The following is a 26,004-nucleotide window of genomic DNA, read 5'->3' on the forward strand; positions in this document are numbered from 1 at the left end:
GAGACGGGCCGGTATGGGGGAGAACAAAGAGGAAGGATGTTGCGTCGAGCGGCTGCTAGGATTCGGCCAACGGCAGGCCCAACAGCACGGGTGCGTCGGCGTCGAGAATCAGGATGCGCACGTCGGCCTGGCCAGCCAGTTCAATGACGTTCGCCAGGTCATCCGGCATACCCTTGCTTCGGTGCTCCTGGCGAAGCTGCTCCGCACTGATGCCCTCGGCGTGGTCCAGGTTCTTGTCCGTCCAGGGAGTGGAGATCAGCTTGATGCCGATCGCCGGGCTGTACGGAACCCGGAACGCGATGAACAGGAATGCCTCCGGCGTAGCGAGGTCTGCCAGGTTGGCGAGGTATTGGCCGGTTTCTTGGCTGATGTGTGCGCTGCTGATTTCCCAGCACCGGCTGTAGTAGCCGGTCTCGAAACTCAGGCGCTGTACGACTTCCCGCGCTGCCTCTGCCGAATAGGCGTCGCCGACGTGGATGGGGCGACCGTCGAAGTCGTCGCCATGGATGGCATAGACCACGGCACCGATTACACCTTCGCCGCTGACACCTTCTGCGGTATCGCATTCGGCCAGCACCTCGGCACTCACGGGTTCGGGACCATTCCTGACCACGGCGAAATCGCTGGTGACGATGCACGAGGATGAAATCAGTTCCTCGTCGGAAAAGTGCTTTTGACTCGCGTGGATGATTCGCCAGACATGCGGGCTTCCGTCGTCGTAGCCGATGCACAGCGTGCGGACGATTTTCAGATTCCAGTAGCCGCGGAGAAAGGGATTGGGTTTCTGGGACATGGGAACTCTCCAGATTTGAATATTGGGGCCAATCTCCGCCACCGGGAATTGGACCCGGTTGGTTGAAAGTGGAAAATGCGTCAGTCGGCGCTGATCGTTGGCGTCTGAACCAGCCGTTCGGCGATGCGATGGCGCACATTTAGGCGAAATTGCTCATCGGTGATGCCGGCAAGCAGGTTGGCGGCCTCCAGCGCGATCAACGCTGAGGCCTCTTCGATGTCGGCGGCCAGGATGGTGTTGCGCAGTTGATCGCCGAGTTGAAGCGCCTGCGAGGACGTTCTGAAGACCTGGACCTCACGGCTCAGGTAGCAGCCGTTGCCGCCGAACTCGAATAGCCTTGGCTTGCTGCAATACCAGCAGCCCTCAAACTGGATGGCGGTCAGGTTATGGCCGTCATCGAAGCGGGTAGCGATCAGAAGCAGGGCTTCCAGGTCGGCGCCGTCCTCGAATTGGTGGTGCTCGATCAGGTTCTCCAGCTCCCCGTCCTGGTCAGCACCGAAGTGCGCGGCCAGCCGTTCAAGCAGAGGCGGAATCGACAACTCTTCGTCGTCGGGCATGGGGATGCCGAGTTGTGTGGCCAGGTTTTCCAGACCGTCCAGCACATCTGTCCAGCGTGGATCATTGGTTTCGGCGATCTGGGCGATGTAGGCCTGCCCATTGCCGGGATGGTTTTCGTCGAGCGCGAAAGCACCGAACAGTGCCTTGATGACGGGAGTAACGCGGTTGAGCACGAGAACGCCCGTGCCTTCGTAGTAGTTGTTTGCCATGCTGGCTCCTTTCGAGAAGAGCGGAGCCAGCCCATGCGGACGATGGCGTCCGCAGGGAATAGCCCAAGGCCGTTGGCGTCGGGCGATGGGGAAGAAAAATTGAGGGACATGGCCTTATGGGCGCATGTCCCTCACGGGGGGATCGAGAGGACAGTGGCGTGCCGGAGACCGGCTCACCAACCGCTGTAGTTCACCAGCAGGTCGGCGATGACCTTGCGGCGTTCCAGATCGAGACCGTCGAAGTCCGACAGCCCGTGGAAGCGGCAGCGCTTGAGCATGGCACCGCCCTCGCGCGCGTTGTAGAAGCTGACCATGGCGGACAGGAACATGCGTTCGCCGCTGCTCAGGACGCCGAGGGCATCGTTGAGCCGCAGCATGTCGGGACGCAAATCCCACTTGGTCTTGGCCTGGTTCAGGCCTTCACGGGTGCCGTCGCCGAACCACTCGGGACCAGCAATCTCGACACCGCGCTTCCAGGCCTCGAAGAAGGCTTGGGGCGCGGCAGCGAAATGCTGCTCTTCCCGCATGATCTGATCGACGACTTCCCGCGGCAGTAGCTGGTTCATGACGTGATTTCTCCAGTTGGATCAGGGAATGGCGAGCTGGGACCAGCCGCCTCTTTCGAGGGCGCGTTGAGCCGCGGCATAGCTGCGGAAGTACTCGCGGGATTCCCGCGAAACGGGACCTTCGGTATCGCGCGTGCCGATGTAGTGGCCGGCGGCGCTTTGCAAGACTTCGAGCGGCAGGAACTTGCCGCAGTAGGTCAGGGCCAACTGGCCGAAAGAGGCTTGCTGGGACATGGACGGGCTCCTTGGAAAAGCGGGGCCTTGTCCCTCACGGGATGGCAGCTCCCGCACGCGGTTGATAAAAAGCATCAGCGTCACGGGGACGCTCATCCGCAGAATTGATGCGATGCGGACTGGTGGGTGACGCGGGAGAGACCCGCGGCAGCCTGGAACCCTGGCTGCTGGCATGTGCTGACGAATCAGCGAACATGCAGGCAGCTTCGTGCGAGGGCTGCGCCGCGTCAGTTGGAAAACGGCATTCGGCCCAGCCCCGATTGATGAGCACAGGAAAAGAAAAGCCCCGCATCGAGTACGGGGCTGTCAGGAGGGTGCGGTGGCGCTGGGTCAATCGGGCTTGTCGCCCAGGACATGCTGCTTCCACAGGTCGAATGCCCGCTCGGGCGGAAGCTCGGCGAGGATGACGATGGGCTGGGCCTGCCTGGTGCGCAGCGAAGCGAAGTACGCCTTGCGGTCGGCGATAGCCTTGAGCTTGATGCCTTTGATGAACAGCAGTTTGCCGTCCTTGATGAACAGCACCTTGTTGCCGATGTCGCGGTTGAAGGCGGCTCGCACCTTGCGCTCCGCGTGCATGGCATCGGCCAGTTCATCGACCAGGAAGTCGAGCGTCATGTCGATGTAATGAGGGTCTTCACCCTCCTGGCCTAGATCGAGCGGCGCAGGCGGCAAGCCCTTGGCAAAGGCTTCGGCCTGAGCCAGCAGCGTCGTCTTGCCGTTGAGCGCGCGGAGGAATGTCGAGCCGCCATGCCCGTCGTTGCGGGCCTCGGCGATGGGAGTGCCGTCGAACACGATGGTCGCGGTGAAGCACAGCGTTTCCTCGCTGGCGAAGTCGGCGACCTTGAGGTTCTTCAGCGTGATGCGGTCTTGCTTGGTGATGGTGTCCATGGGAAGTCCTGAAATCGACCGGGTGGCGACATGCCCCTGACGGGACGTGGCGACCATCCCGTGGGTTGGAGAAAGGAGGCATCGATGCCCCGGTGGGCAGCGTTCGCCGGTGAGATGCCGAAGCGAACTGGTGGGTGGCGTGGGCGGAACCCACGGCAGCCTTGACACCCTGGCTGCGGGCTGCTGCCGATACATCGGCAATGCAGGGGGAGAATGGCGCGGCCGGCAGGCTGCGTCGTCGATCAATCCGAAGCGGTCGAGTCCGTCTTGTGCAGGCACTGCACCAGCCGGTTGCCCAGCCAAGCCATGCACGGGACGGCCATGGAGTTGCCAATCGCCTTGTAGCGCGGAGCGTCTGCGGCAGGCTTGCCGCGATACGGGATCAGCGTGTAGTCGTCGGGCATGCCCTGCAGCCGCTCGCACTCCATGGGCATCAGCCGCCGCACCCGCCATTGCGACCAGTCCGCTGCACCGGATTCATTCCAGTCGTAGCGGAAATGTGCCTCGAAGTCGGGGGCCAGGACATGGGGCTTGTCTGCGCCGCCGCCGCTGGTACGCAACGCCGCCGCAACGCTTCCGCCCAGTTCGGCAGCAAGACCCTGCGTCCGTCCCCGCAGGGCAACGCAGGCCACCATCGGCACACCGTAGCCCGGCTTGCCGTTGGACAGGACGGTGCAAGACACCTGTCCATGGCCCGACTCGAAGCGCACTTCGCCGCGGTTGTTCTGCGCGAAGGCGATGGCGGGCACGACGCCTGCGTTCGCATGGCTGTTGCGATGCCCGCCGGCACGCAGCGTCGGCGTCAGGTCGATCGTGGCGTCCGCGCCGCTGCCCTGGGCGGTGAAGGCGATGATCGGCACGCCCTTTCCCGTACCGTCCTCGCTGCTGCCCTTGCCGTTGTTGGCGGTGTCGAGGGTGTGGGCGATGCTGCCGGCGATGGACTGCACCATGAACGTCTCGGTGCGGATGTCGTGCTTGGGACCCGCGGCCATCAGGCATGCCGCAACATCGACGGGGCCAATGCCGCCGCTGAATCCGAACGTCGTCGTGACCTTGCCGTAGGGCTGGTTCAGTCCAGCGAATCCTGCGTATCCGCCTGCTGCTGCAGCACCCGGTCCAGCAGCGCGGGCAGCTTCTTGCCACGGCGCGCGGCCCGCAGAAGAATCCCCGCGCAGGCCTGTGCGCTCAAAAAGTACTTCGGAGGGATCGAGGTCATCACCACCACATGCCACAAGAAACACGCGCTTGCGGCGTTGGGCGACACCGAAATATTGAGCGTCGAGCACGCGCCAGGCGATGCGGCGGCGGGGTCCAGACACACAACCAGCGTGCGCCCATTTTTCCCCTGGCGGCTGGAGCGCACGGCTTTCTCCGGCCAGTGCGCCCAGGAAATGCCCGAAGGCATTGCTGCGGTCGTTGAGGACGCCGGGGACGTTTTCCCAGACGAGCGTTGCCGGCGGGCGGCGGTCTTGGTGGCGGGTTTGGTCGATGGCATTTGCAAGCTCCACATAGGCAAGGGTCAAGGCGCCGCGCGGGTCGTTCAACCCCTGGCGCGCGCCGGCAACGCTGAACGACTGGCACGGCGTGCCGCCGACCAGGATGTCGGGCGCCGGCACGGTGCCGGCGCGCACCTGACGGGCGATCGCGGTCATGTCGCCCAGGTTGGGCACATGGGGGTAACGGTGGGCGAGCACGGCGCTCGGGAACGGCTCGATCTCGGCGAACCACGCGGCTTTGAGGCCGAGGGGTTGCCATGCGAGGCTCACGGCCTCGATGCCGCTGCACACGCTGCCGTACAGCAGTGGCGCGGCCTGGGGCGCACCGCGAAGGGTGCAAGGTTGCGGGTTCATGTCGGGTCTCCTGTTCGTGTGGCCCGGGGCGGGCCGGGACGTTGATAGGCAGGAGAAAGGCGCCGAAGGCCCTGCGGCCTTCGGCTCGGGAGGACAGAACCACCCGTGGGCTGGTGCAGGCCCGGTCGTCGCTAGAACCGTCTGCTCATCAGCAATCACACCCGGCGCATGTCGTGGTTCGCGCCGGCATCGTCTGGCGCACATCCGCGCACAAAGGGAGCCCGTTTTTGCGCCGGCGGGCACCGGCACCGAATACCGCTGACCACGAAGGGTCTCCGGGTGGCTCGCGCAGCTTGGCAAGCCACCGGGGGACCCTTCGCAGAGGCGGGAGAAATGCAGATCAGCAGAACGCGCAGGAGGCGGTTCGCGGAGAAGCTACCTTCAGGTCCCGCGGCCGGGGATGACCAAGCGGGACGCGCACACGGACAAGAAGGCGTTGCGCGCTGGGCGTCCCGCAGGGCGTGCGGAACACAGGCCGCGCCGCCGATGGCGGGCACGGTTCACGGGGAACGGGGTCGGTCAGGAGCCTTTGCGGCCGCTGCGGCGCGGGCGCGAGGCACCACGCTTGGACGTGCCGGATTCGACCGGCAGCGTGCCTTTGCAGTCGGGGTAGCGACTGCACGACCAGAATGGGCCGCTCTTGCCGGTGCGCTGGCGCGTCGGTGCGCCGCACTGTGGGCAAGGCGGTCCGTGGGGAACCTTGATGGACAGGGACGTGCTGCCGTACTGCGCGATCAACTGTGAGATCCATGCAGCCTGCTTGCCGATGAATACGTCCAGCGTGAGCTGTCCAGCTTCGATCATGTCCAGCGCCTGTTCCCAGACGGCGGTTGTCCCTGGGTCGGCAATCGCTGTGGGCACCGCGTCGATCAGGGTGAAGGCCGCATCCGAGGCACGGATGGCGCGGCCCTTCTTCACGAGGTAGCCCCGCGTCAGCAGGCCACTGATGATGTTGGCCCGCGTCGCTTCGGTGCCGATGCCGACCGTATCCTTGAGCTTCTGTTTCAGGCGCGGGTCCGAGACCAGTTTGGCGACGCCCTTCATGGACTTGACCAACTCGCCCTGCGTATAGGGCCGAGGGGGCAGCGTCTTGAGCGCCTTCAGATCGACGTCGGCCACCTGACATGCCAGGCCCTCGCGCAGCGCGGGCAGTACCTGGCTGCGCGCCGCAGGGTCGCCATCCTCCTCGGATTGCGGTTCGGCCAGCACCAGGCGCCACCCCTTGACGACGACCTGCTTGCCGGTGGCCGCCAGCGTCTGCTGGCCGCAGGAGAGGTTCGCCACATTGCGGTCGAACTCGTGGTGAGGAAGGAATTGCGCCAGGTAATGCGCCCGGATCAGCCGATACACTGCCAGTTCCTTCTCACTCATGGTCGAGAGGTTCGCCGGTTCGAGCGTCGGGATGATGCCGTGGTGAGCAGACACCTTCGCGTCGTTCCAGGCGCGTGAGCGTTGAGTGCGGTTGAGCTGGTCCATGATCGGTCGCAGCAAGGGATCGGTCTTGACCAGGCTGTCGAGGACCGTTGGCACCTCGGCGAACATGCTTTCGGGCAGGTAGCCCGAATCGGAGCGCGGGTACGTCGTGGCCTTGTGCGTCTCGTATAGGGCCTGAGCAATGTCTAAGGTCTCCTGCACATCGAGCCCAAGCTGCCTGGAACACACCTCCTGCAAGGTCCCCAGGTCGAACGGCAGCGGCGGGCCTTCCCGCACGCGCTCGGTTTCGACCGCCACCACCTGGGCGCTGTCCGCGGCGCGGATCTGCTGCGCGGCGTGCTGCGCGATGGGCTGCTGCAGGCAGCGGCCGGCGTCGTCGGTGCATGCTTTCGGGGGAACCCACTGCGCGGCGAAAGTCTGGCCACCGGCGGACAGGGACACGTCGATGGCCCAGTACGGCACGGACACGAAGGCGGTGATCTCGCGGTCGCGGTCCACGACCAGTTTGAGCGTGGGGGTCTGGACGCGGCCTACCGACAGCACGCCGTCGTAGCCGGCCTGCCGTCCCAGCACCGTGAACAAGCGGCTGAGGTTCATGCCGACGAGCCAATCCGCCCGAGAGCGCGCCAGCGCCGAGTAGTACATCGGCAGCGTCTCGGCCGATGGCCGGAGCTTGCCGAGTGCCGCGCGGATGGACGCATCGTTGAGCGCCGACAACCACAGCCGTTCGATGGGACCGCGGTAGCCGCACAGGTCGATGATCTCGCGGGCGATCAACTCGCCCTCGCGGTCGGCATCTGTGGCGATGACAAGCTGGGTCGCCTTAGCCAGAAGCGCCTTGACGACTTTGAACTGCGTGGCGGTTTTAGGTTTGACCTCGACCCGCCAGTGCTGAGGAATGATGGGCAACTGCTCCAGCGACCAGCGCTTGAGCGCCGCGTCATAGACCTCGGGGGCTGCCGCTTCGACGAGATGGCCGATGCACCAGGTGACGGTGACGCCGGAACCGTTGAGGCAGCCTTCACCGCGCTGCGTGGCACCGAGAATTCGGCCAATGTCTTTGCCCTGGGAGGGCTTCTCGCACAAGAACAGCCGCATGTCCGTCCATCCCGATTCCCGTTGTTCATGGAGTTGCTGGAATCGAGGATGCCGAGCGCCACCTGGGGTAGCAGCAAACAAGCCGCATGCGCCGGCGACCGCTTTCACGCCGATGGAATGGCTCGGGCGGGGATGGCGCGTGGCCGCAGGTGTGCGGACCAGTAGCCGCGATTTGCGGGAGCGCGTGGAAGTCGATGGACGTTGATGGAGCTATCCCCAGGGGATAGCTTGCGGGGTGCATGGAGGGCGGCGAAGCACTACGGCGGCCGCCCTCCATGCCGGTTCACTTCCTGCGCTTCGCCTCCTTCGGCGCGGTCGATTCCTGGGCAGCCTGTGGCTTCGGTTCTGCCTCCTGCGGCTTCGGACTGAGGGCCACGGACTCGATGCGGTACGGCAGGATGCCGACGCTGCGCGCGTTGATCTGCCAGGTCTCGCGCGGCTGATCTTCGTTGTCCGTCCAAGGCTCGCGCTCCATGCGGCCGATGACCAGCACGCGCATACCTTTCTGGTACAGGTCCTTCCAGTGCTCGGCGTCGCGGTGCCAGATTTCCACCGGCGCCCAGAAGCCGCCGCGGTCCTCGAAGGTGCCATCCTTCTTGGGTACGGGGTTGTCGAAATAGACGTTCAGGCGCAGCAAGCGGCTGGGTTCGTCATTGCCGTTGGGGAATTCGCGGTACTCCGGTGGCGAGCCGATGTTGCCTTCGCCAGAAAAATGCGTGCTCATGGTGTGATCTCCGTGGTGGTTGAAATACCCGTGCCTCGTCGGCGCCGGGCGCGTGCTGGGATGCCCGGCGCAATCACCGATCGCGCATTGCGGCAGGAACGGACGTGAGCCGGTGCAGGTAGGCGTCGTCCGCCTCGGCGGCCTTGCTGGCGCATTCCTGCGCCTGCCTGCCCAAGGTGTGCAGCAGGCTGATCTGCATGTTCAACGTGATGCGCTGCAGCTCGATCGCGTGCAGGTCGGCCAGCAGGTTGACGGGTGTGCTGCTGCTGGCGATCAGCTCCCGCCACAGCGCCACGCCCATGGCCGACCTGTCGTGCCTGCGCCAGCGCAAGAAGACGGTTCCTGCGCCAGTGGTCTGTTGGGCCAGTTCGATGGGCAGAAGGTGGAAGGGGTGCCCGCATGCTTGCTCCAGCACCTGTCGCTGTGCCAGGGCAATCAACTCGTCGCGCATGGCGAAGCACTGGCTGGCCCAGGCCTCGAAGTCCCCTTTACCCTTAAAAGGCTTTAAAAGGCCTTTTAGAGAGGCCGCGTGTTCCAGCCGCATGAAGGCACCCTGTTGCAGGCCCCGGAAGTAGCGGGTCGGTTGGTTCAGATCGTTCATGCGGGCTCGTCCTCGCCGGCTGACGCTTCGGGCGGCTCTGCGGTGGCGGCTTCGTCGCTGGGCGGAGGCGCTGTGGCAGGACCGTCGCCGCGCTGTTGCAGGCCACGGCGCACGACGGGTGGCGCAAACTTCGAGCGGCGTGTCCCCTCCAGCACCTCCTGCGGCAGTTCGCCGTACTTCTCCAGCGCGACTCGCGCAGCGGCGTTCTTCGCCGCGAAATCGTCGCGGGTGCAGCCCGAGTAGCGATACTGCTGGGCCAGCGAGAACAGGCTGCGCAGCGCGTGCGCGCCCTCGTTGAGCCAGCGTTCCAAGGTGCTGCGGTCGATGAGCGCGGTGTGGTGGGCGAGGATCAGCTTGCGGGCGATGTCGTCGTAGTCGGCCAGGAGATAGACCGCGGCAAAGCCGAGCTGCGCGTTGACGAAGAGCGGGAGCTTGACCGGCTGCACGTTGAGGTTTTCGCCCAGGCTGAGCGCCGGTGGCACGCTCGCCAGCGCCTGGTCCACCTGCTCGCGCAGCGATTGCAGCGTGACCTTGGTTTGGTCGAGCTTGTCCTCGATGCGCAGCATCCACCAGTCCGAGTACGGGTCGTCCTGCTCCGAGCCCCGCCGCATCTTGTTCATCTGGGCGATGTAGCCGTTCAGGCCGACGATGCCCGGTCGCCCCTCGGCGGCGGCGCGGCCGTGCCAGATGCGGGAAGCGTGATGGGTGTGCAGGGTCAGCGACATCGCGCTGCGCAGGGAGCCGAGATTCAGTTGCAGAGGTTCATTGGTTGCCATGGTGTCCGCTCGTTGTTGGAAAAGGAGCGGCCAGCTTCGGCAGGAAGCGGAAGGCAGTCAGTCAAGAATCCGAATCCCGGCGGGCCCCGGTTTAGGGCGCGGCGGTTGCATGCGGCGCGAGCTATCCCCAGGGGATAGCTCCATGGAGCGTCAACGAACGCTGCACGCCGGGATCAGGGTAGGCAACACCGATGCTGCGGCAGATGGTCGATCCCAGGCCTGCGACAACTTGGCGTTGTGCCCAGCAGCGGAACTATCCCCAGGGGATAGCTCTATTGGCGGCCATGGGCATCTACTTTCACCGACTTGCATGCCGGCTCACTTGCTGGCGAGCAGATTGCGTAGCCGCTCGATGTGCTGCTTGGCGACTTCCGGCGGCACTGGCTTACCCTGCGGCTGAGGTGGCGGTGCTGCTGGTGGCCGCTCGTTTGGCGGGACGGGTGCCGATGGCGCGTCTTTCTTGGCCCAGGCATTGAACTCGCCATGGATGGCGCGCTGGATGATGCCGAACAGATACCCCGCAGGATTGCGGATGCCATGACTGCTGCATCGTGCGGCCCAGTCGTCCAGCACGGCCTGTCTCAGCGCGGCATCGACCTGCTGCAATGCCACCCTGGCACCTGTCTGCTGCTCTGCCTTCAGTTCCGTGAAGCGCTTGGGCCATTGCAGATCGCCCAGCGCGCGCGCCTGCGCGGTAGTACGTACTTCATTAATACGACTACTACGTACTGTACGGGCCTGCTTCGGATTCCGAAGAGAGGCGTCTGGCGCGGGTTTCGCCCCTGCTTCGGATTCCGAAGACGGGTCGTCCGCATTCCGAAGAAGGCTCGATGCTCCTTCTTCGGAATCGTGGGCGGCATCCTCCTGTGGATAACTTTCGGCGGCCGTGATGCCTTGGCTGGCGAGGCGTTCGGCCAGGACCTGTAGCCGCGACGGCAGTGTGCGTCCGGAGAGCATCGGATCTTCCGCGATCTCCTTGAGGGTGTTCAGACCGACCATCTGGACAGCCTTGGCCGAATGGCCGAGGGACTGGCTGACCAGTGCCAGGTAGTCGGCGTCGAGCTGCATGGCCTCGAAGGGCGTCAGTGGTTCATCGTGCAGAACGTAGAGGTTGCCGAGGATGCGGCCGGTCTTGGGGTCACGCCGTCGCCGTACCAGGCTCAACCATCGGGTGAGGCGCAACAGCGTCAACGCTCGGGCCACGGTTTCATGCGAGGCCTGCCCGGCGCAGGGCATCGACGCCAGCCAGGGTCGAAGCTGCTCATACGTCGGGAAGGCTGTCATGCCGTCGTCGTTGAGCATCAGCCGGAACACCTGCCAGGCGTTGCGCTCCAGCGGCGTCAGGCGACGGTCGAGGAACAGCCGCCGCGGCACGGTCTCGTGCCGGTTGCCGCTGAAGAGGAAGGCATCGCCTGACGTGGCGGGCGTCGGCGTAGGCACGGGTGCTGGCGCACTGGGGCTGGGCTTGGGCGCGAGGTCTTTCAGGGCAGCATCGAACAGATCCGCGAGTGCGACGGGGCCACGGCGTGGTGCGGTGTCGTCCACGGCCATGGCTCAACCCAATCCCTGATCGACCCAGCTCTTGATCGAGGCCCAGACCACCGACAGAGGCAGCGACATGCCTTCGGCCAAGTCCATGGTAGCGTCGAGGATGGAGGTTTCGTCTTCGAGATCGACATTCCTGCTGCCGGTCACGGCCTTCCATTGCCGCCACAGCTCCGTGTCCTGTTTCTCGTCCAGCACGGGGTGGCGGCCCTTGCGCTTCGGCAGGCCGAGGATTTCGCGGCGAAGCGCCACCTCCTGGTGGGTCAGGCCATAGAACCGACTGACCATCTCGGTGCTCGCGCCCAGCCTGAGCATGCGATCGACCGTGGCGATTTCCTTCTCCACGTCCTGCGCCTGCTTGAGCAGTCGCCGGAGCACTTCGCGGTTGACCGTCACCGAGCACCAGGAGACGTTAGCGTTGGCGAGCACGCTGATCAGCGCGGGATGCTTGAGGGCGTCCAGTTCTTCCTCGCCAAACCCCATCAGTTTGCACCGGCGCAGTTGCCCATTGCGCAGGTCATAGAGGGCCTGGGCGATGACGGCCTGGTTGAGTGGGTGTGGTGCGGACATGCTGGCCTCCCTCGCTCACATTCCAACGCCTTCAGCGCCGGCTTCAAGGTCGAGCAGGCGCCGGGCCAGCCGCAGCAGCCGGAACAGCTTGACCAGCGAGGTATCGCTCAATCGCTGGGCCGCATCACCCTGGCCGTGCAGCAGCGCCGGCAGTTCGATGACGATTTGCCCGTCGTGCAGGCCGACGTCGGCGGGCCGCTGACCGGCCAGGCACGCTAACAGCGCGAGGACGGCACGGCCCAGCGGTGCCGAGCTTTGGGTGCGGGCCCGGCAGACGAAACCGATACCCTCTGCACGGTCATCAATGCACTCGTCCAGGTCTGCCTCGCCCGCGATTTCGCGGGCGAACTGTGCGATGTGGATGCGCAGGCGCTCGGCTGTGTCCACGCCGGGATCGATGTACCAGACATCGGAGATCGGATAGAGCCCGCCAGCCTGCACAGGGATGGACTGCAAGACACTCGCCGAGAAGTCGAGCGGCAGCGCATCACCCAACTGGTCGGCGACCATGCGCTGAATGGACTGGAGCCGTTCGGTCGTCGGTGCCGGCGAGACGATGTGCTCCCGAAGCAGATCGCCACCCACCGCAGGGTTGGCCGGACTTGCCTGGCTGGCATCCGTGTCGCTCTCGCGCGTCGAAGGCGTTGCCGCAGGTCGGCCTGCAGGCGGCGCTGCGGATGCAGCCCCTGCGATGGGTGGCGCAGTGTTGGCAGGTGGGCGCGCGATGGTTCCCGGCTCCGGCAACGCAGGCGGCGTCGATGGCGGCGTTGGGTCGCTGACCAAGGCGCGCTGCCGGCTCTCGGATTCGGTCATGTCCAGGGCGAGCACGTCGTAATCGACACCCAGCATCTCGGCCATCTGGCCGATCAGCTCGTCCTGTACACGCTGCGCGGAGAACTCGTCGGCCTGGACGTCGAATTGCGACAGCACTTCCTGGAAAAATTCGTCGAAGTCCTGAACCAGTGGGCGACCCTTGGCGTAGCGCTCCCACGCGAGCATGCAGGCTTTGCGCATGACCGACAGGCGTTCGACCTGATGGCGACCGAGACCGCCATAGAGCACGGTGGGGATCGCGGGCAGGAGATACTGCACCGCGTCGTTCATGCGGCTGATGTGCGACTGTTGTACCGGGAAGCCATCGGCGGCGAGGCGGCGGGCCAGCTCGGACTGGCTCAAGGTGGTGCCGCTTTCTTGCTCGTAGAACTCGCGCGCCTTCTCGACGCCGAGGGCGCGCTCGATGAACGTGAGGCCCCCGCGCAATTCGTTCTCGGCCAAGTGGCCGGTCAACATGACGACTTCGCCGCGGCTGGGCCACGGCCGGAACAGGCACGATACACGGAAAAACCGCTCGTCCTTGGTCTCTGACCATAGTTCGCGCAGGATCGCCAGCCGAGTATTTCCACCGTTGCGGATGATGTAGTGGGACTCACCTGGTCGGCGAGTGATGGCCGGCGCTGCGTCCAGACCGCGCTCGCGGATGGACGCCTTGATTTCCTCGTAGGCCGGGTTGCGTTTTTTCCTGGGATCGTGGTCGTAGGGGCGCAACTGATCTAGGGTCACGACCATGGGGGTGTCGGCGATCGGGTCGCTCAAGGTCGAGGCTGACGGGCCGCTGCGCTCGAACCCGGCCGCGAGCAGCTTGCCAGCCATCTGCTGGGAGGTGATCTCAGCCATGGCCGCCTCCCTGCGCTTGGTATCGGGCCTCGCGCTCGGCGCGGCGGATTTGCGCACGGGCATTCAGGGTCGCCCGGTGGTCGCTTGCCGTCGAGCTGGTGTAGATCGCGGCGCAGCCAGGCTTGGTGAACTTGAGGTGGCCGCCAGGCGTGCGTTTGACGTGCCAACCTTCGCCAACCGCGAACTCGATCAGGGCGCGAAGCCGCTTGTGGCCTCGGGCTAGCTCATGTGCGTTCGCCATGGGACCTCCCGGCATCAAGAGGGTGTGGCGGACGGCCGGACACCATGGCAAATCGGTGCCGCCATTGCGGAAATAGTTCGTCTGCGAGGCCGCGCATGGTGTCGAGCGCGGCGAGGGCGACTCTGCCCGGCGGCTGGCGGTATTCGACCCGATGCACTGGCAATCCGCGCGTAGCTGCACGCGGATACGCCTCGATGGCCGGCACGTCGGTGGCCAGCACGCGGATGCCGGCGTGGTCCTGGAAAAGATCGCGCAGGGCCTGCTGGATCAGCCGTGCATTGGCTGACACAGGGTGGACGCGATTGATGAGCAGATGCAGAGGTGGAGGCTCGATGCCCAGGTGCCGGTAGGGCGCAATGTCTTCGAGCAACTGCATGGTGCCGCGCCGCAGCTCGCGCGCCGCGAGAATTTCCGGGGTCACGGGCGACAGCGCGAGGTTGGAGGCGAGCACCGCCATCTCCAGCAGCACCGAGCGCGCACCTTGGGTGTCGATCAGCACCAGGTCATAGAGAGGCGCCAGGACCGGCAAGAGATGGCGCAACCGTAGGCGCCCATCCGGCGTGTGCAGCAGCAAAGTGTTCAGCTCGCCTCGGTGGTCGTTGGAGAGCACCAAGTCCAGGCCCTCGATGTTCGTGCGGGACACAAGCAGCCCGAGGTCGCGCTCGTTGAAGGCCAGCAACTCGTAGATGCCACCAGGTGCGCGGTGGCCTAGCTCGTAGTACGAGGACAAGGTGGGCTGCACGTCGAGGTCGAGCAGCAGTACACGCAGCCCCGCGTCCGCGGCAAGCCCGCCGAGGTTCGCGGCCGTGGTGGTCTTGCCGACGCCACCTTTGGTTGAAATGATGGATACGACCTGCATGGCGTTCTCCGTGTGAGGATGGGAAGTCCGCTGGAGAACGGGTCAGGCCCGGTTGTTGACGCGCTCGGCGATCCACTGATCGATCTCGATGGAGTCCCAACCGACCGCGCGCACGCCCAGGCGCAGCGCCTTCGGGAACAGGCCTTTGCGCATCAGGTTGTAGATGTGGGCGCGTTTGAAACCCGACTTGGTTTCGACTTCATCAAGCCGCAGGATGCGGCGCTCGCTTGCGGGCAGTGCAGGTGTTTGCGACATGGCGGTCACTCCTGAACGCTCAGTGGCGTTTGTTGGCGTGACCTCCATTCAATAGACATGGATGGGAAAAGACATTGCAAATGCAATCTCCGCGATTGCACATACAAGATGGAAAACCTCAGACTGTTGCGCTACGCAGCCGGCGTCTGGCCGTGGCGAACTTGCCGTTTAGCGTCCGCTCCGCGATCCCCATTGCGCCGCTGTGATGGGCGACCAACGCGCTGACCACCGCCTCCTGCGTCTTGAAGCTGGAGTACGGAACGCCGGAAGGCGACTGGCCGAGCATCAGGTCCAGCATGCTGCCGATGATGTTCAGGTAGGTGGCTTCGGCGCGATCACTGATCAGGCACTGTGCGCCAGCAGAGGGCGCCATCTGCTTGAGAAGCGCTCCGTGCTTTTCCTGCAGCTCATGCAGTTGGCGTTTGTACTGGTCCAAGGTGGACTTCAGGGCCAGGCGCTCGACTAGCATCGCCTGCCCAGTTTCCACCGAGATGAAGGGATGGGCGATGCGCTCGCTCCGGGAGAAAAGGAAGCACGGTCGTTGCTCGGGATAGTGCTGGCGCATCCAGCGCTTCAGATCGACGTGGCGCACCGTCAGATCAGGGGAGTCGATCAGCGCGGAATCGCGCGTCGTGATGCCGTTCCGTCCGAAGGGCAGTTCTCCATTGAGGATGCCGTCGAAGATGCGTTCGGTGCAAAGCCGCAGCTCGTCACAACGTGGACAGTCCAACGACTGCGGCAGGCGCCTTGGCGACGAAATCGAAGCCAGGATCACCTGCTCGTATCGCAGCAGCCCGGCCCAGCGGATGGACGCTTCGATCGGGCGATAGAACACCTTTGATGTTGGTGCATCATTCTTGTTCTCGTGCATGCTCCGTCTCCTTCCAGGAGAAGAACTACATGACCGACTCCTTTGTCGCCGACCTCATGGTCGGCCTGTCGCTTGTGTAGGAAGTGGGTCCCGAAGGCCGCTTCGTCATGTGGTTTGAATACTTCTCACCAGTTCGCGCAACTGGTAGTCGTCGTGTGTTCGATGTGCAAAAATCATCGATCAGAAGGTCGAGCATCGGGACGTAGGCTCGACAGCGACGCTCACGCTATCAGGGTCGTGAGAAGTTACGGTTTCTGCAAAACCGTCTAGGTATGACCTGATATGCCAGCGGTCTCAGGAAGCGTGAGGGGGCCGCAATCGTCCTCGAATGTCCAGTCGGACGCAGCAAACCGGCGCCTGTCATGCTTGCCCCGTCATCCTGATATATCGACAAAGAATCGTGTGCGGAAACGCGGTGGCCAGCATGCGCGTTCTTTCAAAGGAGCTTGACCAGAAGGTCGCCTGTGAGTTGTGGTGCAGGCGTTCCTAGGTGGCATCCGAGCTGTGCCATCACCAGAACCATCTGCCTGATCGTCTTCGCGGTGATGGATGCGGGGCAGACGACCGGGCGTGGATGATGAGTTCGAGGGAGTTGCCTACGACGATGTACCGATCGTGGGTCTGGTGTGCTGAGTGCAGCTCTTTGGACGTCTGTGGAACTCTTTGGACGAATTTGTTGCCGAGGACGAAAAACAAGGCTACAATTGAGGTCTTCGCTGGCCAGCCCAACGAAGAAAGTGATTGGGAAACAACGACTTACTGTCCTAGTACACGTCTCGTTTCCCGCTCCATATTCAATGAAAACGCCGATCAGCAATGATCGGCGTTTTTGTTTGTGCGTGATTTGTGAGAGGACGCTGGCGGTTCAATGCGCTGGCGACGTTTCCTGCCCAGGCATGAAAAACCGTGCAAACAACTCGGACTGAGACTTGATGCTCAGCTTGTTGTAAAGGTTGCGACGATGAACTTTGATGGTCTCGGTCGACAGGTTCAGCTTGCCGGCGATCTCTTTGTTGGAAAAACCGCTCAACAGCAACCGCAGCACATCTTTTTCGCGCGCGGTGATTTGTGCGCCAAGTTGCATGATCGCCTCAGACCACGGCGGCGGTTCGGCCTGGCTTTTTTCCGCGTCACTCTCAAAGCACATGCGTTGATGCATCAATGCCATCACCCACGGTTTGATCATGTCCAGCGTAGTGATCTGCTGCGGGCTGTATCGCACGTTGCTGCCAAATGAAATGCACAGGGTTCTGTCGGCGTCGAGCTGCACGTTGTACTGCACCTCGTCCACGCTGACGTACTGGGCAAAGTACTGGTGGTAATACTCGGTGGTCAGGAAGTGCTCCGGCGCGATGTCGGACAGATGGAAAAAACCACTCTGCGGGTTTTCCCGGTTGGCGATGTAAAACGGGTCCAGCAGGTACAGCCCTTTTACATAGCGCTGGGTCAGGGCGTCCACTTCGTCTGCATCGGCGACTTCGGTCAGGCTGATAACCCGCACCTGTTGGTCGCTGAAGATCAGCACAACCCAATTGTCGATCTGGACATATTCCTTTAACACGCGAACCAGCGAGCTCCAGAACGCCGGGCGGTTCAGCTGCATGATCAGCGTTCCGGCGGACCGATGCCAGGCCAGGTTGTGAAGGTCGAGCGACATTTACTACCCCTTTAGGGTTAGGCATTCATGGGGCTGGGCTAAGTACTTCTGGGTATTTACTAATCGGACCTGCCGCGTATATTCACCCTCCAGTGGATGCAGGCCATGATGGCCTGTCGTTTTGACAAGGATAGCGAGATGAGTCAACCCCAATTGCGCGCCATTTTTATGGCTGCGCTGGTGTCTGTGTGTGCCAGTGCGCCGGTCTCGGCGGCCGAGCCTCGGGTCAATCTGTATAACTGGTTCGGGCTGATCGCGCCGGAAACCCCCAAGGAATTTGAGCAGAAAACCGGTACCCGGATGCACCTGGATGCTTTCGACAGTGCCGAGATCATGCAGAGCAAGGTCATGGCCGGGCGCACTGGGTATGACGTCGTCGTTGCTACCTCGAATGTCTTGCCCAGCCTGATCCAGGCCGGTGTGCTGGCGCCGCTGGACCGTTCCCAACTGAGTAATTTCTCGCACATCGATCCCGAAATGCTGGCGCTGCTGTCCGCCAACGATCCGGGTAACCGCTATGCCGTGCCGTATTTGTGGGGCACCACCGGCATTGGTTACGACGTGGATAAGGTCAAGGCCGCCCTGGGTGACGATGCCCCGGTGGACAGCTGGGACCTGATCTTCAAGGAAGAGAACATCAGCAAGCTCAAGTCGTGTGGCGTGGCGATGCTCGACTCGCCGAGTGAAATCATTTCGATTGCCTTGCATTACCTCGGCCTGCCAAGCAACAGCCAGAACCCCGAGGATTACCAGAAAGCCCAGGCGTTGCTGCTGAAGATCCGCCCTTACGTTCTCTACTTCGACTCTTCCAGGACCGACGCTGACTTTGCCGACGGAAATATTTGCGTGGTGGTGGGGTGGGCGAGCGGAGCGCTGACGGCGCAAGCCATCAATGAGAAAAACAACACTGGCCGCAAGATTGCCTACAGCCTGCCGCGTGAGGGCGGGTTGGTGTGGTCGGAAAACTTTGTGCTGCTCAAGGATGCGCCGCATGCCAAGCAGGGCCTGGCGTTCATCAACTACATGCTCGACCCGCAAGTGATTGCCAAGAGTTCCAACCACACGCTGTACCCCAACGCCAACAAGGACGCCACCCAGTTGGTCGAGCAGAAGTTGCGCGATAACCCCTGGATTTATCCGTCCAAAGAGACGATCGCCACCTTGGTTCCCCTGGAACCGTTGCCCTTGAAATTGGAGCGAATCCGCACGCGGGTGTGGACCAAGGTGAAGAGCGGCACCTGATCGGGTGAATGAATAGGCGGGTCGGGCTGCAGCAGACGTGTCAGTGAAGGAGATCAATCATGGGCCAAGCCGAATATCAGCGCGACGTGAAGTCGGACGATGACAAGGCGTACAAGGACATCGAGGAACAGATCGGCCACTGTACGCCCGAGCAAGCCTGGGCCATGTATTACGTTTCCACGGGCATGGTGCGTGAGTACATTACGCGGGCGGTGATGGAGCATATCGGCCGGGGCAACCGGGCGCTGCTGCTGGAGTTCCCGGAGCTTGCCCGGACCGAGGAGCGATCACGCTTCCTGCTGCCGCTCTAACCGAATGCCGATCAGCGATGATCGGCATTTTTGTGTGCGCGCGGGCTTGCTGCTTTGGCCAGGCGTAATGTGGCCTCGCGGATCTCTTGCTGGTTCAGCGAGGCGAAACCCAGGCGCAACGCGTTCTCCGCCTGGTCCATCGGCGAGAACTGCCGGCCGCTGCGTACGACCAGCCCGTGATCAAGGGCTGCGTTCACCGTCTGGTCGACGTCGATTGTATCGTCGAAGCGTACCCACAGCGCCAGGCCGCCTTCGGGCTCGCGCACCTGGATCCGATCACCGAACGCCGCCTGCAGGCAGTCTTGCAAGGTCTCACGGCGAGCGCGGTATTCCTTTGATACCCGGCGCAGGTGCTTCTTGAGTTCGCCATCGTTGATCAAGTCGGCAAGCATCTTCTGCGCGACCGCGTCGGCATCGCCCAGCATCAGTGCAGCGTTGCGATGCAGGGCTTCGATCACCTGCGTAGGAGCCACCACATAACTGCAGCGAAACGTCGAGCCGAGGACCTTGGACAACGAACCGACATAGATCACATGTCGCTGCGCGCGATCGCTGGCCAGGGGCAGGTAGGGGCGTCCGCTGAAGTGAAATTCGTGGTCGTAATCCTCTTCGATGATGCAGAAGTCATGCAGCGCCGCCAATGCCAGCAACTGTTGCCGCCGCGCCGCGTGCAGGCTCACGGTGGTGGGGAACTGGTGGTGCGGCGTGAGGTAGATCATGCGCACCTTGTGTTCGCGACACAGGTAATCGATCTGGTCCGTGCGACAGCCTTCTTCGTCGATGTCCACCGTGACCAGTTGCGCACCCAACCTGCGGAAGATTTCCCACGCTGGCGGGTAGCTCAGGCGCTCTACCAGCACCACGTCGCCAGGTTTGAGCAACAGGCTGGCGGTCAGGTACAGCGACATCTGCGTGCCTTGGGTCAGGCAGATGTTTTCGGCGCTGACCGTCAACCCACGGTTGTTGCGCAGCATCTCGGCCAGGGCGCAGCGCAGATGATAGCCGGTGCCCTCGCTGCCGTAGCGCAGCGTGTTGGACGCAAAGCTGCTACGCAGGGCGTTGCGGTAGTAGCGGTGCAGCACGGCTTGGGGCAGCAGGCGGTGGTCGCTGGTGCCGTTGTCGAAAAACAGCGCGCCATGCCGATGGTTCAGCGCCGTCACCTGGGCGTTCTGGGCGAAATAGGGCGCGGCTGTCTGCGCCAGGATGGGCGGCGCGAAGGACGCTTGCGCGCGGCTCGGCAGTTGCTTGGCCGTCAACTGCGCGTTGACGAAGGTTCCGCGTCGCGGCTCGCTGACCAGCCAGCCTTTGGTCATGGCCTCTTCGTAGGCCAGGATCACCGTCTTGCGGTTGACGTCGAGCAACTGCGCCATTTCCCGCGTGCCCGGCAGCAAGGTGCCGGGCAGCAATCGCCCTTCAACGATCGCGGTCACCAGGCCTTCGGCAATCCTGCGATAGGACGCCTGGCTTGCACTGTCGTCCAGCTTGAGCAGCGGGCGCCATTTTCGCATCTGGACCATCTGAAGTATCCAAAACTGGAGGTTTTAATGGGCCTAGTCTAGCGCAACAATCCAGCCTCACTCACCCCGAGGTTGTTATGAATACACGTCATGTCATCGAACTGTCCCCCTCGGGGAAAACCTTTGAGGCCGGTGATGAACTGTTGCTGGATGCGATGCTGGCCAACGGCCTGCCGGTGCCGTTTTCCTGCCGGCGCGGTGCCTGTGGCTCATGCAAGGTGGTGGTCGCAGCAGGGGCGTACCGGGCCAAGCAGCTGGCGGCGGACGCCCCCGCGCCGTGTTATCCGTTGGCCGCCAATGAAATGCTGTTGTGCCAGAGCCACGCCTGCGGCGACATGCGCCTGGAAATCCCCGGTTGGTCACTGGACACGCCGGCGCTGGTGGTCGAGGCGCAGGTCGTGAGCAAGCGCGCACTGAGCCCCGACATCATTGAGTTGGTGGTGATGCCGGACAGGCCGCTGGCGGTGCGGGCGGGCCAGTACCTCAAGTTCCGCCTGGTCGACGGCGACTCGCGGTGTTTCTCGATCGCCAACCTGCCGGCCGAAGACGACGGGCGGCTGGTTTTTCAGATTCGCCAGGTGAGGGGCGGGCTGTTTTCCGAGACCCTGCTGGCCCACCTTGAAGCCGGCGATCTGTTGCAACTGGAAGGGCCATTTGGTGCCTGTACCTGGCAGGACAATGACAATGCGCCCGTCGTCTTGTTCGCCACGGGCACCGGCTACGCGGGTATCAAGCCCACCCTGCTGACCGCCCTAACGCGTGATGTTGACGTGACCTTGTACTGGGGCGGCGGGCAACCGGCAGATTTCTATGACCGCACGTTCCTGGACCAGTCGGTCATCGATCACCCACGCTTTCACTGGCACCCTGTGTTGGTTTCCCAGGGGCGAGTGCAGGAAGTTGCCTTGAGCCATGGGCATGACTGGGAAGCCGCCCAGGTGTATGCCTGCGGTAATGGCGCCATGATCAGCCAGGTGCGCACGGAGTGTCTGGACGCCGGCTTGCCCGGCCATCGATTCGTCGCGGAGGCCTTTGTGCCCAGTGGCCGGTCGAGTGCCGGCACGACGCCCAAGGCGCTGCACCCGATCTGGGAGAAAGTCGGCCCACGTTATTCACTGGACGGCATGCTGGCCGCGCGCGATCAGTCAATCCGCGCCTTGGCGGCGATTGCCAGCCGACTGCAGGTCGGCATGACCACCGGCGAAGCCCTCGACATGGCCGCCGACCAACTGCACGCCATGGGCGCCTCCCACACCTGGCACCCGACCTACATCCGTTTTGGCGATGACACGGTGCGCCCGCCCCGCGAAGGCATTGACCGCCAGCGCAGGCTGCGCGCCAGCGATATCGTCGTGGTTGATTTGGGCCCAGTGTGGGACGGTTACGAAGGCGATTACGGCGATACCTTTGTGTTCGGTGACGCGCCGCTGCACCTGGCGTGCAGGACCGCACTGCACGAGGTGTTCGACGAAACCCGCGACGCCTGGCTACAGGGCCTCACTGGCCGCGAACTTTATGACTTCGCCGAGCAGAGCGCCGTGGCAAAAGGCTGGAGGCTGGCGCGCAATTTGGCAGGGCACCGCCTTGCGGATTTTCCCCACGCGTTGTTCGAGAGCAAAGTGTTGGCGGACCTGGAAATCCCACCGAGTGAAATGGCCTGGGTCCTGGAAATCCAGTTGTGCCATCCCACGGAACCGGTCGGTGGTTTTTTCGAAGATATGCTGATGCTGCAAGCCTGAAGAGCCCGCCGTTGCGACGGGCTGCTGTTTATCAGAGCTTCGGCAGTTGGCCGATACGGCCCATCATTTCGGTGACGATCTGCAGGTCCAGCAGGAACTGGTCGACGGTCTTGAACTCGTTGTCAGTGTGCCCGGTGTACTTCACTTCCGGACGCGCCAAGCCGAATTGCACGCCGTTGGGCAGTTCATGCACGGAGGTCGCGCCGGCCGACGTGCCGAACTTATGTTCCATGCCCAGGTTTTCGCTCGCCACGGCCAACAGGGCCTTGACCCACTCACCTTCAGGGTTGCGATACATCGGCTCGGCCACCGAGTAGGTGAAACCCACCTTGACCTTGGTTTTCTTGTCCCAGGCGCTCAATTTTTCGGCGATCTCGGCTTTGAGTTTTTCAGGTGACTTGCCCTTCGGCACGCGCAGGTTCACGGCCAGCTTGAAGGCTTTTTCATCCAGGCCGACAAAGGTCAGCGAAGTGGTCAGCGGCCCCATGAACTCATCAGAGAAGCCCACGCCCAACTTGCCGCCCAGGTAATCCAGGCCCCAGTTGTCAGACGCATAACGTGCAGCATCCGTGATGTGGTTGTGCTTGAGGGCGATCTTGCCATCGACGCTGTGGATCAACTCCAGCATGCGCGCCACCGGGTTGACCCCGGACTCCGGCTCGGACGAGTGTGCGGACACGCCGGTGACGGTCAGCTTGACGTTTTTGCCGTCGACCTTGGCGGCCACTTCAAAATCGCCACCGTTGTTCTTGGCGTATTCAGCACCGGCCTTTTGCAGGCTGGCAGCCAACTCGGCAGGTTTGTCGCTGACAAAAGTCGCCACTGACGCCGACGGAATCTGGTTGGTCGCCATGCCGCCGGTCATCGAGATGATTTCCGCGCCTTTGCCTTCACCCTTGCGGCGCGGGAAGGTGGCCATCACCGTGCCGTAGCCTTTCTCGGCAATCACCACCGGGTAACCGCCATCCAGCGCCAGGTTGTATTGCGGTGTCGGGTTCTTTTCGAAGTAGTAGGGAATCGCGTCGCCGGAGGTTTCTTCGGTGGTGTCCACCAGCAGCTTGAAATTGCGTGCCAGCGGCAGTTTCTCTTCCTTGATCACCTTCATGGCATACATCGCCACGACGATGCCGTTCTTGTCATCCTCGGTGCCACGGCCGTACATGCGGTCACCGATCAGCGTGACCTTGAACGGGTCGAGCTTGGTGCCGTCTTTCAATACCCAGTTTTCCAGTGTCACGGGCACCACGTCGGCGTGGGCGTGGATACCCACCACTTCATCACCGCTGCCTTCCAGGGAAATTTCGTACACACGGTTGTCGATATTGCGGAAGGTCAGGTTAAAGGCCTTGGCCAGTGCCTCGATCTTGCCGGCGATCTTGATGAATTCCGGGTTCTTGTACTGCGGCAGGCCGTCCACGTTAAAGGTCGGGATTTCCACCAGTTCGCGCAGGGTTTCGGTGGCGGCCTTGCCGTACTTCACGCGGGTGTAGATACCGAGCAGGCGATTGATCTCGTTCTGCTGATCCGCGCTCAAGGTTTTGTTATCAATAAACGCACTGATCGCCGGGCCTACATCGCTGGTCTTGCCCAGGTCGCCCTTGGCCAGGGCGCCGAGGAAACCACGGAAATCGGTGACGGACGTTTCGTTGAAATGCTTCAGAATCGCTGTGCTTTGGTCCGGGGTGATGTTGGCGAAAGCGGGGCTGGTGATGGCCGAAAGGCTCGCCGCGAACAGGGTGGCAGCCGCCAAGTGCTTGAGTGGAAAGTGCATGAAGGGACGCATTCCTTTGCAGGTAGTGAGTAGGACGTTTCTGATCAAACTGTCAGAAACATTTCCACACACTACCACTACTCAGGTGCCTCTGGTCAATGCTGGCCAGGATGGGGCTCAGGGTACTCCTCGGTCACGTTCAAGGCTCTAGCGTAGGGCCCATCCCACAACTGCTCATGCAAATCCCCGATCCGCTTGGCCATCGCTTCACTGCGCATCACCACTTCCAGATTGCGCGAGTTATCCAGGTACCCGCCCAGCCAGTTGCTGGTGCCGATCCACGCAACCTGGCCGTCGATTTCCATGGTCTTGCTGTGGATCACCCGCGCATACGGGATAAAACCTTGCCTGGCCTCGGGGAGGGTGACGATTTTGATCTGGACGTTAGGCAGCACGGCCAGGCTTTTGAGGTAGGGCAGTTCCAGCTTGTCGGTGTTCCAGTTGGACACCATCAGCTTGATCGACACCCCACGTGCCGCTGCCGCACGCACGGCATTGTCGATCACTGCGTAGTACGGGCGGGTCTTGTCCGGTCCGTAGGACAGTGGTGCGTAGTCCAGCAGTTGCACGCGCACTTCGTGTTTGGCTTCGCTCAGCAGACGCGGCAGTTCCAGCTGTGAATCACCCACGCCTGGTGGGTTGTAGCGTTGCGGGCTGGCGACCAGGTAGTTGCCGGTACGTGGCGGCTCTTTGCTGGAGGCAGGCAGCGGAACGGGTTGGTTGTCGGCCACGGCTTGCTGGGCTTTCCAGTCCTGTTCGAAGATTGCCTGCACTTGGCTCACCACGGTCGGGTCGGTGATACGCAGCCCGGTTTCGTGGATATGTTCCAGCGAGCGCCAATCGAAATTCTGGCTGCCGACAAACGCCTGCTTGCCATCCACCACCAGGTATTTGGCGTGGATGATCCCACCGCTCACCCGCGCGTAGGGCAGCACGCGAAAGGTCAGGTTGGGGATCGCCCGCAGGCGTTCCAGGGTAGAAGCTTCCGACAATCGGATGCCTTTTTCTTCCAGCAGAAAACGAATTTTCACACCGCGTTTACCGGCGGCTTCCAGGCGTTCGATCACGCGGTCCATCACCGAGCCTGGGTGATCGGCGGCGTAGAACTGGCCAATGTCGATACTGTTTTTTGCGCCATCGAACAGCTCGCTCCACACCGGGCCGGGCTGGCGCAAGTCGTCGGTACCGAGGGCGGTGTCCACCGGCACGGTGTGCACCAATTCAAACCCCGGAATCGAAAAGTCCGCCTGGGCCAGCGGACTCATGAGCAAGCCTGCCAGGCCTGCGATGCGCAATTTCAAGGAAACGGACATAGGGATTCCCATCAGAAAAGAAAGCGGGCGCATTGCGCGCCCGCTGTTGCGTTTAGGCCGTGCGGCTGTGCAGCGGCGTCGGCACCAGGTGCGGTACTTCACTCTGCACGCGGGCGCCGGTGGCGGCGCGGATCAGCAGGATTTTCAGCTGGTCGTTGATGCGCTCCAGGCTGTCCTGGAAGAAGTTGTGGAACACCACGCAGAACAGCGCGATGGCGATCCCCAGGCCGGTGGCGAACAAGGCCGTGCCGATACCACCGGAGATCTGCCCTGGGTCGGACACGCCCGCCGTGGCCAGCGCCTTGAAGGTGTCGATGATGCCGAGGATGGTGCCCAGCAAACCCAACAGCGGCGCGGCGGTGGTGATGGTTTCGATGATCCACAGGCTGCGGGCCAGGGGGGCACGGGTGGTCAGGTACTGGGTTTCGATGACGTCATCCAGGTCCTTGCGCGAACCTTGTGAGGCTTTCTGCGCCAGCACCGGCAACACCATGCTCAGCGGCAGGCTGTCACGGCGGGTCAGGCTTTCCGGCAAGTCGCGTTCGCTGTGCACATTGGCGCCCAGCACCTCGGTCAGCGCGCGGGCTTGGCGGCGTACGTAGGCGAAGTAAATCCCGCGTTCGATGGTGATAAAGATCGCGATGGCCATCGCGGCATACATCACATAAAAGGTGATGTCGTGGAGCAGATTCATGTCCATGTTCATTT

Annotated in this window: 25 protein-coding genes; 3 read left to right on the top strand and 22 right to left on the bottom strand. The window is 62.9% G+C overall.

What is annotated here, in order from left to right:
* Positions 1 to 55: 55 nt before the first annotated feature.
* From HX793_RS26645 to HX793_RS26730, 18 genes are all read right to left on the bottom strand, one after another.
* Positions 56 to 793: a DUF5983 family protein gene (locus tag HX793_RS26645; RefSeq protein ID WP_017512403.1), complete on the bottom strand. Its 738-nt coding sequence runs from the start codon at positions 791 to 793 to the stop codon at positions 56 to 58.
* A gap of 80 nt (positions 794 to 873) precedes the next feature.
* On the bottom strand, positions 874 to 1,560 hold the full coding sequence (locus tag HX793_RS26650) for a hypothetical protein (protein WP_017512402.1): 687 nt from the start codon (positions 1,558 to 1,560) through the stop codon (positions 874 to 876).
* Between the two features lie 173 nt (positions 1,561 to 1,733).
* A complete protein-coding gene (locus HX793_RS26655; protein ID WP_017512401.1) occupies positions 1,734 to 2,126 on the bottom strand; it encodes a hypothetical protein in 393 nt (130 codons plus the stop codon).
* Positions 2,127 to 2,147: 21 nt separating this feature from the next.
* Positions 2,148 to 2,360, bottom strand: a complete 213-nt coding sequence (locus HX793_RS26660) for a hypothetical protein (RefSeq protein WP_003290186.1) — start codon at positions 2,358 to 2,360, stop codon at positions 2,148 to 2,150.
* A 330-nt stretch (positions 2,361 to 2,690) separates the two neighbouring features.
* Positions 2,691 to 3,248, bottom strand: a complete 558-nt coding sequence (locus HX793_RS26665; RefSeq protein WP_023103929.1) for a hypothetical protein — start codon at positions 3,246 to 3,248, stop codon at positions 2,691 to 2,693.
* Between the two features lie 242 nt (positions 3,249 to 3,490).
* On the bottom strand, positions 3,491 to 5,098 hold the full coding sequence (locus HX793_RS26670; RefSeq protein ID WP_023103930.1) for a DNA cytosine methyltransferase: 1,608 nt from the start codon (positions 5,096 to 5,098) through the stop codon (positions 3,491 to 3,493).
* A gap of 519 nt (positions 5,099 to 5,617) precedes the next feature.
* The gene (locus HX793_RS26675; protein WP_028690960.1) at positions 5,618 to 7,630 is read right to left on the bottom strand and encodes a DNA topoisomerase III; all 2,013 of its coding nucleotides are present in this window, start codon (positions 7,628 to 7,630) and stop codon (positions 5,618 to 5,620) included.
* A gap of 283 nt (positions 7,631 to 7,913) precedes the next feature.
* Positions 7,914 to 8,354: a single-stranded DNA-binding protein gene (locus HX793_RS26680; RefSeq protein ID WP_028690961.1), complete on the bottom strand. Its 441-nt coding sequence runs from the start codon at positions 8,352 to 8,354 to the stop codon at positions 7,914 to 7,916.
* Positions 8,355 to 8,427: 73 nt separating this feature from the next.
* Complete coding sequence (locus HX793_RS26685) at positions 8,428 to 8,955, bottom strand: DUF3158 family protein (RefSeq protein ID WP_028690962.1); 528 nt, start codon at positions 8,953 to 8,955, stop codon at positions 8,428 to 8,430.
* On the bottom strand, positions 8,952 to 9,731 hold the full coding sequence (locus tag HX793_RS26690; RefSeq protein WP_028690963.1) for a PFL_4669 family integrating conjugative element protein: 780 nt from the start codon (positions 9,729 to 9,731) through the stop codon (positions 8,952 to 8,954). The genes HX793_RS26685 and HX793_RS26690 overlap by 4 nt, the downstream gene beginning before the upstream one ends.
* Positions 9,732 to 10,049: 318 nt before the next feature.
* Entirely contained in the window at positions 10,050 to 11,282 is a 1,233-nt protein-coding gene (locus tag HX793_RS26695; protein WP_028690964.1) for an STY4528 family pathogenicity island replication protein, read from the bottom strand.
* Positions 11,283 to 11,285: 3 nt separating this feature from the next.
* Positions 11,286 to 11,846 (bottom strand): DUF2857 domain-containing protein, encoded by a 561-nt coding sequence (locus HX793_RS26700; RefSeq protein WP_023093474.1) that lies wholly within the window; start codon positions 11,844 to 11,846, stop codon positions 11,286 to 11,288.
* A 15-nt stretch (positions 11,847 to 11,861) separates the two neighbouring features.
* The gene (locus HX793_RS26705; RefSeq protein ID WP_028690965.1) at positions 11,862 to 13,520 is read right to left on the bottom strand and encodes a ParB family protein; all 1,659 of its coding nucleotides are present in this window, start codon (positions 13,518 to 13,520) and stop codon (positions 11,862 to 11,864) included.
* A complete protein-coding gene (locus HX793_RS26710) occupies positions 13,513 to 13,761 on the bottom strand; it encodes a hypothetical protein (RefSeq protein WP_019726333.1) in 249 nt (82 codons plus the stop codon). Before HX793_RS26710 ends, HX793_RS26705 begins: the two co-directional genes overlap by 8 nt.
* Complete coding sequence (locus HX793_RS26715; protein WP_028690966.1) at positions 13,745 to 14,620, bottom strand: ParA family protein; 876 nt, start codon at positions 14,618 to 14,620, stop codon at positions 13,745 to 13,747. Before HX793_RS26715 ends, HX793_RS26710 begins: the two co-directional genes overlap by 17 nt.
* A gap of 42 nt (positions 14,621 to 14,662) precedes the next feature.
* Positions 14,663 to 14,875, bottom strand: a complete 213-nt coding sequence (locus HX793_RS26720) for an AlpA family transcriptional regulator (protein ID WP_009459729.1) — start codon at positions 14,873 to 14,875, stop codon at positions 14,663 to 14,665.
* 118 nt (positions 14,876 to 14,993) lie between these two features.
* On the bottom strand, positions 14,994 to 15,746 hold the full coding sequence (locus HX793_RS26725; RefSeq protein ID WP_028690967.1) for a hypothetical protein: 753 nt from the start codon (positions 15,744 to 15,746) through the stop codon (positions 14,994 to 14,996).
* An 865-nt stretch (positions 15,747 to 16,611) separates the two neighbouring features.
* Entirely contained in the window at positions 16,612 to 17,403 is a 792-nt protein-coding gene (locus HX793_RS26730) for a response regulator transcription factor (RefSeq protein ID WP_177001983.1), read from the bottom strand.
* Positions 17,404 to 17,541: 138 nt separating this feature from the next.
* Here HX793_RS26730 and HX793_RS26735 point away from each other — a divergent pair, with 138 nt between their 5' ends.
* Positions 17,542 to 18,645 (top strand): polyamine ABC transporter substrate-binding protein, encoded by a 1,104-nt coding sequence (locus tag HX793_RS26735; protein WP_095015344.1) that lies wholly within the window; start codon positions 17,542 to 17,544, stop codon positions 18,643 to 18,645.
* A gap of 59 nt (positions 18,646 to 18,704) precedes the next feature.
* On the top strand, positions 18,705 to 18,956 hold the full coding sequence (locus HX793_RS26740) for a hypothetical protein (RefSeq protein WP_016979527.1): 252 nt from the start codon (positions 18,705 to 18,707) through the stop codon (positions 18,954 to 18,956).
* Between the two features lie 11 nt (positions 18,957 to 18,967).
* Here HX793_RS26740 and pdxR read toward each other — a convergent pair whose 3' ends face one another.
* Positions 18,968 to 20,473, bottom strand: coding sequence for a MocR-like pyridoxine biosynthesis transcription factor PdxR (gene pdxR, locus HX793_RS26745; RefSeq protein WP_177052500.1), 1,506 nt, complete (start codon positions 20,471 to 20,473; stop codon positions 18,968 to 18,970).
* A gap of 77 nt (positions 20,474 to 20,550) precedes the next feature.
* Between pdxR and HX793_RS26750 the strand changes: the two genes are divergently transcribed.
* Positions 20,551 to 22,212, top strand: a complete 1,662-nt coding sequence (locus HX793_RS26750; protein ID WP_177095824.1) for a M24 family metallopeptidase — start codon at positions 20,551 to 20,553, stop codon at positions 22,210 to 22,212.
* Between the two features lie 31 nt (positions 22,213 to 22,243).
* Here the strand turns inward: HX793_RS26750 and HX793_RS26755 are convergent, their stop codons facing one another.
* From HX793_RS26755 to HX793_RS26765, 3 genes are all read right to left on the bottom strand, one after another.
* Positions 22,244 to 23,983 carry a dipeptidase gene (locus HX793_RS26755; protein ID WP_177052502.1) on the bottom strand — a complete coding sequence of 580 codons (1,740 nt, stop codon included), beginning with the start codon at positions 23,981 to 23,983 and terminating at the stop codon, positions 22,244 to 22,246.
* A 95-nt stretch (positions 23,984 to 24,078) separates the two neighbouring features.
* Complete coding sequence (locus HX793_RS26760) at positions 24,079 to 25,296, bottom strand: phospholipase D-like domain-containing protein (RefSeq protein ID WP_177052503.1); 1,218 nt, start codon at positions 25,294 to 25,296, stop codon at positions 24,079 to 24,081.
* Positions 25,297 to 25,348: 52 nt separating this feature from the next.
* On the bottom strand, positions 25,349 to 25,996 hold the full coding sequence (locus HX793_RS26765) for a MotA/TolQ/ExbB proton channel family protein (RefSeq protein WP_028615752.1): 648 nt from the start codon (positions 25,994 to 25,996) through the stop codon (positions 25,349 to 25,351).
* Between the last annotated feature and the right edge of the window lie 8 nt (positions 25,997 to 26,004).

It is taken from the genome of Pseudomonas reactans, from assembly GCF_013387025.1.
In the GTDB taxonomy this organism is placed as follows: Bacteria; Pseudomonadota; Gammaproteobacteria; order Pseudomonadales; family Pseudomonadaceae; genus Aquipseudomonas; species Aquipseudomonas reactans.